Raw genomic sequence first — 5,452 nt, 5'->3', positions numbered from 1 at the left:
GAGCGAAACGGCAAGCAACCGGCGGTATCCGCAGCAGTTTGATAAAGTGCTTCAGCGGAGGGCTCAAGGTGAGGCAGCTGATGCTGGCGCCCCCGTAGGTAACCGAGAATGTTGGTGTAGGCATCGTAGGGCCGATCGGGCGTTTCTGGGTCTTCCGTGAACTCGTAGCCGTCTTCTGCATAACCGTGCCGTTCAAGCCGTGGTGGCAAGCGGCCTCAATGGTCCGTAAGCCCCGGCAGTGGTCCTCGATCTCGGCTTGCATGACGGTGGCATGGCCGACGCTCCTACTCTTCGAAGGTTTCGGGAGTGAACTGGTACTGGTCCAGACGCAACAGGCGAAAGATGCTGCCGGCGGATGGCCAGGCGGGTGTGGAGGGGTCCTAAACGCCCGATTTTCGATACACTAGGGGAGAAAGAAGTAGCGTACAAAAAGGCTGAGTGAGTACCTTGGGCTCATGAAAAAGCTATTCGTTGTGGCGAGTTGCCTGGTGGTACTAGGCTGCGAGTCGGCCTGGGCACAGCAGGCGCCGGAGGTAGTTGCCGTAACGCTTGAGCGTCACGGCTGGCAAGGGCTCTTCGTGATCACTGCCCGAGGGGGAGGGCCGGCTGAACGGCAGGAAATCAAGTTCCAACTGAAAGACGACGAGAAGAAGCGCGTAGCCGAGGAGTATCAGAAGCTCGTCGCCGCCTATTACCAGCAGGGCTACGTATTGCAAGGCATCCTGCCCGAGAACCTACCTAGCAAGGGGAGTAGTGATGGGTACGCGACTAGTACCTTGCTCTTCATTAAGCCTCCAAAGTCCTAACTAAGTGCTGGATCTGGCCAGACCCCAATTAGAGGAAGCGCACGTCACGGATCGTTTCTAGCTAGGTCAGTAGTTGGCGGTAACCCTCTGCCATCGTGGCGAAAGTGAAGGTGGCCACGGCCGGGTTGGCGCGCACCAGTACTTGCTCGAAGAAGTGCACCAGCGACTAGTTCTTGGGATCCTCGTTGAACTCGTCTTCGATCTCCTCGCCCAGGGTTTGCGGAATCATCTCCCCCATTTCGCCTTCGTAGTAAACGGTTAGTTTGGCGCTGGTGAACTTTCGCAGCAGCTTGAAGGGGTTGAAGTCCGTAGCTTGGCGCACGTGCTCGGAGAAAGAGCGGAAGTCCTCCGCGTGGCTGGTGCCGATCTTTTCCCCGCGGCTATCACTGCCGGCGAAGTACTGCTGCAAGTCGTTGTGCAGGTGTAGGGCTTGAGACTCTCAGCGTCATCTTTGTAAGCGACTTTCCACTTCTGGCCCTCTTCGTCGACGCCATTCTCTTTCCAGTCCGTATCGTTGTCGCTGCCGAATTCATCGAAGACTTTCATAGCGCAAGAGAACTTTATAGTCAACCACGGTCAACGGGGTTTGCGTGTCAAAGCCGTAGTAGAACAGCGGTTCGGGGGGACCATCGTCTTTTTGATAAGCGCTGAGCAGCAGCCCGACATATTGCTTAAGAGAGTAGACAGCTGCTCCTAATAGTTGCATTGTCCGCGGCTAGCTTTATTGCGTGTGCATCGCCGCGCACCACTGACTTAAGCATCGTATAAAAATCCCTTCTACAAGGGGCTTCCTCGTGACTTCCGGGCTGTCCTAAGTAGGTAGCCTAGCCGTTTTTTCTGTGTTAGCTACTTCTCTAGCAGAAAGCGTAGTACGGTCTTGTTAAACAGCGCGGGGTTTTCCTGCGGGGCGTAATGTGTCGTGCCCGGTAAAATAACAACCTGTGCGCGGGGAATGTGCGCAGCAATTGCCTGGGTGTGGGCTCGCTTGATGATGTCCTTCTCTCCGGCCAGCACCAACGTGGGCACCCGAATCGTCTGCAAATCCGCGTACTGTAGGTGTGGTTCGGTGAGTACAAGCGTCAACAAGCGCGCTGATGCGGTCTTTCCCTGCTTGAGCAAAGTTTGCCGGGCCTGCTCAGACTGGCGTAGCATCTTGGCTTCTACTGCTTCGGTAGTCGGAAACAGATTGGCGCCCATCGTAACTAGCTTTTGCACGTAGGTAGAGTAGTGCTGGGCCATGAGCAACCCTGTGTTCCCGCCGTCACTCCAGCCGACCACGTGCGCCTTGGGAATGTGCAAACTATCGAGCAGCGCTTTCATATCGGCCGCGAACAGCTCGTAAGAGAGGGGAGTAGTTAGCGAATCCAGGCTCTGCCCCTGCGCTCGCGTGTCGACAGCGATAACGCGAAAGTGCGCCCAGAAAGCTTCAATTTGCTTGCGGAAGGAGCGAATGGATTCGCCATTGCCATGCAACAGCAACAGCGGCTCGCCACGGCCATAGGTTTCGTAGTAAAGCCGCACCCCCGGCAACTGGCAGTAGTGTCCGGCGGCCGGGTTATGCCCATAAGGTGGGGTGTTCTTGACCAAGATGCCCCCTGAGAAGGTCAACCGTAGGGCTTGGCTGTGATCTGGGCCCTGCCCCGGCGCAAGGGCGGCCACTAGCCCCGTCGGCAATGCCTTCTCTATGGTTTCATAGCCGGCCAGTGGCGTAGGCGAGTGCTCAAAGTCCCCGTACTTGATGGGCACCGGCTGCCAGGCTTGATTAGCGTCCTGCACCTGCAACGTTAGATTATCAAAGAAGAAGGTGCCATTGCCCCCGATGGCGGAATAAAACCAGATCTTTTTGGTGCTCGGCCCAAGCTGACCGGTGAGGGTGTAAGTCTGCCACTCATTGGGGCGGACGGCCTCCGCTAGTGTGTCTCGCTGCTTGAAGTCGTAATCGCTTTTGCCTACCTGCAAGGCCATCAGCGACACGTGCGCCGTGGTATCTGCCGGCACGTAACGTACACTCACTTGGTAGCGGTACGGTTGGCCTTGATAGCGTTCGATAGATACCTGGGGCAGAAAAAAGAAGCTGTTGGAGCTGTGATAGGTTTGTGCCAAACCGGCCAGGGGCAAGGCAAAAAGAAGGAGCAGGAGAAGCACTTGGGCTCGCATCGGTTCGAGAGGTAGGGGGACTAGTAGAAGTACTGCGCCTATGGACGCTGTTTTGCGCACATCGTTTAATCGGCGACAGGTGCGCCACTGACGTGACCAGTCCAACAGGTGGGGCACCCTGGTAACGAAGGTCGTACTGGTATCCGTGCGCACGTTCTTGGTTCAGCGAGCCGATAGTAATACAGCAGACATTCGAAACGCACTTGCTCGTTAGAAGCCATGCGTCTTGCTAGCCTAATAAAAGCCACGCTCAACCTACTGGTGCAACCTTTCGAGTCAGTTGCCGGCTCCCACGAGTATGCATGCTTCTTTTTTACGGCGACTGGGCTGGCTACTCCTTGTCCTAACGACTTTTCCGTCGGGGCTAGTACGGGCACAATCAATTGAGGGCACTAGATCGTACCGAGTGGGCTACCTACGAATTCAACGCTATGACGTGACGCGCTCGTTCGACACGACGCGCGTGGACAGCCTGCGTTTCCGCCCCGTGCAAATGGAGTTGTTCTATCCCTCTGTTCAATCAAGCACGGGCACCTTATCCTATGGCTACTTTCTAGAGGCCTACGGCTCGCGGATGAACTTTGGCCTGTCCGCCGATTCCTGCCGCCGCGTCGGTGCGCAACTCACCGACTACCTAGGGGCTGTTTTGAGTTTGGATGCTCCCCACCAGCTGCGCATATTACCGACGCAGAGCACGCTAGCGGCGCCAATGGCTGCTGGGCCCTTTCCGCTGGTGCTTTACTGCCCGGCTTACAACGGGCTGAGCTATGAAAATCTGCTCCTGCTGGAAGGACTGGCTAGCCAGGGCTACTTAGTGGCCGCCGTTAGCTCGGTGGGCAAGTTCCCCGGCTACATGACGATGGACCCCGTCGATCTGATCGAACAGGTCGCCGACGCGCAGTTTGCCCGCGCCTACCTGCAGCGAAGAGGCTGGGTGCTGTCCAACCAAGTGGCCGTGCTAGGGTACAGTTGGGGCGGGTTGGCCGCTACCATCCTGGCAATGCAAGAGCCGCCCGTGCAAGCCGTCATTTCCCTGGATGGCAACGACCGCTACCCCTATGGGGAAGATGCCGGCGAGGACGCGCAGTTCTCCCGTATCCGGCAGGCCACCTACTTTGCGCCGCATCGCCTGAGCGCGCCTTATCTCTACCTAAGTAGTGGTCAGGAAACGCCCGAGTTTGTGATCGATTCTGTGTACGCGCTGCCAATTAGGGCTCGCGTTGCCTCCTACGTGCGCCTCCTCAGAACCCGGCACGAGGATTTTTCCTGCCTGCCCACACTCGCCAGCCACTTGGATAAGCGACGTCCTACTCCCATTGCTTATCCGCTACTGGAACGGCTGGTGAGCAGCTGGCTGGACGCGCATCTACGCCACCAAACCTCGTTTCCCGACACCCTACAAGCCCTACTGCGGCAACAGCCTACCCGGCTAACGCTAACCGCACCGACCCTCGCACCTGCTTATTCCTCCCTGGCGTCGATCCTGCGAGGCACGACGACCGATGCGCATGGTACCCCCTTGCCGTACGTGAGCATCGGGGTAGTGGGCGGTAACCAAGGTACAGTGAGCCGAGGGGATGGCACGTTCGAATTGCGCTTACGGGGCGCTCGGGCCACCGACAAGGTGCGCTTCTCCTGCGTCGGGTACCAAAGCCGGGAATGGGACGTTGCTTTCCTAAGCGCTGGTGCGCGAGGGCAAGCATTGCGTCTAGCGCTATGGGAGCAGCAAATACCCTTACCCGAGGTAGTGGTTCAGGGTGCCCGGCCCGTGCGGCGGGTGCTAGGCAATACAACCACGTCAACCTTCGTCAATGCGGGCTTCGGGTCGGCGGAATCAGGAGCGCAAGTAGGCATCCCCCTGCATCTAGGAAAAAAGCCGGTAAGCCTGGAGAAGGTGGCCGTTCAGCTCTCTTACAACCGCTACGACAGCCTGCTGCTACGCCTGAACGTGTATCGGCTGGAAAAAGGCGTGCCGACTCAAAACCTCTTAATGGAGCAGGTACTTATGCGCGTGGGCAACCAAACGGGCGCGGCCACCTTCAACTTAACCTCTCACCCACTAGCCGTTACCGGCAACGTGCTAGTGGCCGTGGAGTTGGTGCAAGGATGGGGTAGTCCCCAGAAAGGGTTATACCTGTCCGCTGGCTATCTGAATGGTCCTTCGTATTACCGGCCAACCAGTGAGGGCGCATGGCGACGCGCTCGGGGTATGGGAGTGGGCATTCAAGTGAAAGTCCTCGTGGAGAAAGCCCCTGACTCGACCTACTTGCCTCCCTTACCAAAGTAGCCGCGTCATCTACCGACGACTAGCTAGCAACATTTTCGCTACCCACCCTACATAACCATTAACCAGAAAGCCACTTCCACACAGGAAGTGGCTTTCTGGTTAATGGTTATGTTCTATTCAGCTTTAGCTACAGCCTATCGTTCAATATGAAGAATGACCCTCATAACCTATTCACTGCAACCCGTAGCGCGTAAGCATTTCA

The 5,452-nt window shown here is 57.2% G+C and carries 5 protein-coding genes; 2 read left to right on the top strand and 3 right to left on the bottom strand.

Going from position 1 to position 5,452, the window contains the following annotated elements:
• Positions 1-209, bottom strand: a 209-nt coding sequence (locus tag BXP70_RS30445; protein WP_218779896.1) for a hypothetical protein, incomplete at its 3' end; no start/stop codon positions are given.
• 246 nt (positions 210-455) lie between these two features.
• On the opposite strand from BXP70_RS30445, the gene BXP70_RS28650 reads away from it, so the two are divergent.
• Complete coding sequence (locus BXP70_RS28650; RefSeq protein ID WP_086597550.1) at positions 456-806, top strand: hypothetical protein; 351 nt, start codon at positions 456-458, stop codon at positions 804-806.
• Positions 807-972: 166 nt separating this feature from the next.
• On the opposite strand, the gene BXP70_RS28645 is transcribed toward BXP70_RS28650, so the two are convergent.
• Both BXP70_RS28645 and BXP70_RS28640 read right to left on the bottom strand, forming a co-directional pair.
• Positions 973-1,215 carry a hypothetical protein gene (locus tag BXP70_RS28645; RefSeq protein WP_086597549.1) on the bottom strand — a complete coding sequence of 81 codons (243 nt, stop codon included), beginning with the start codon at positions 1,213-1,215 and terminating at the stop codon, positions 973-975.
• A gap of 437 nt (positions 1,216-1,652) precedes the next feature.
• A complete protein-coding gene (locus BXP70_RS28640; RefSeq protein WP_086597548.1) occupies positions 1,653-2,963 on the bottom strand; it encodes an alpha/beta fold hydrolase in 1,311 nt (436 codons plus the stop codon).
• 298 nt (positions 2,964-3,261) lie between these two features.
• Between BXP70_RS28640 and BXP70_RS28635 the strand changes: the two genes are divergently transcribed.
• Positions 3,262-5,250 carry a carboxypeptidase-like regulatory domain-containing protein gene (locus BXP70_RS28635; RefSeq protein ID WP_086597547.1) on the top strand — a complete coding sequence of 663 codons (1,989 nt, stop codon included), beginning with the start codon at positions 3,262-3,264 and terminating at the stop codon, positions 5,248-5,250.
• Positions 5,251-5,452: the final 202 nt, after the last annotated feature.

This window comes from Hymenobacter crusticola (genome assembly GCF_002154225.1).
GTDB classification, from domain to species: domain Bacteria; phylum Bacteroidota; class Bacteroidia; order Cytophagales; family Hymenobacteraceae; genus Hymenobacter; species Hymenobacter crusticola.
Note: the sequence above shows the minus strand (reverse complement) of the source record. Positions and strands in the feature narration are given on the sequence as shown.

What these genes read in the sequence shown, in the direction of transcription:
- BXP70_RS28650 (WP_086597550.1), top strand. Translation starts at nt 456, where the DNA reads ATGAAAAAGCTATTCGTTGTGGCGAGTTGCCTGGTGGTACTAGGCTGC.
- BXP70_RS28640 (WP_086597548.1), bottom strand. Translation starts at nt 2,963, where the DNA reads ATGCGAGCCCAAGTGCTTCTCCTGCTCCTTCTTTTTGCCTTGCCCCTG.
- BXP70_RS28635 (WP_086597547.1), top strand. Translation starts at nt 3,262, where the DNA reads ATGCATGCTTCTTTTTTACGGCGACTGGGCTGGCTACTCCTTGTCCTA.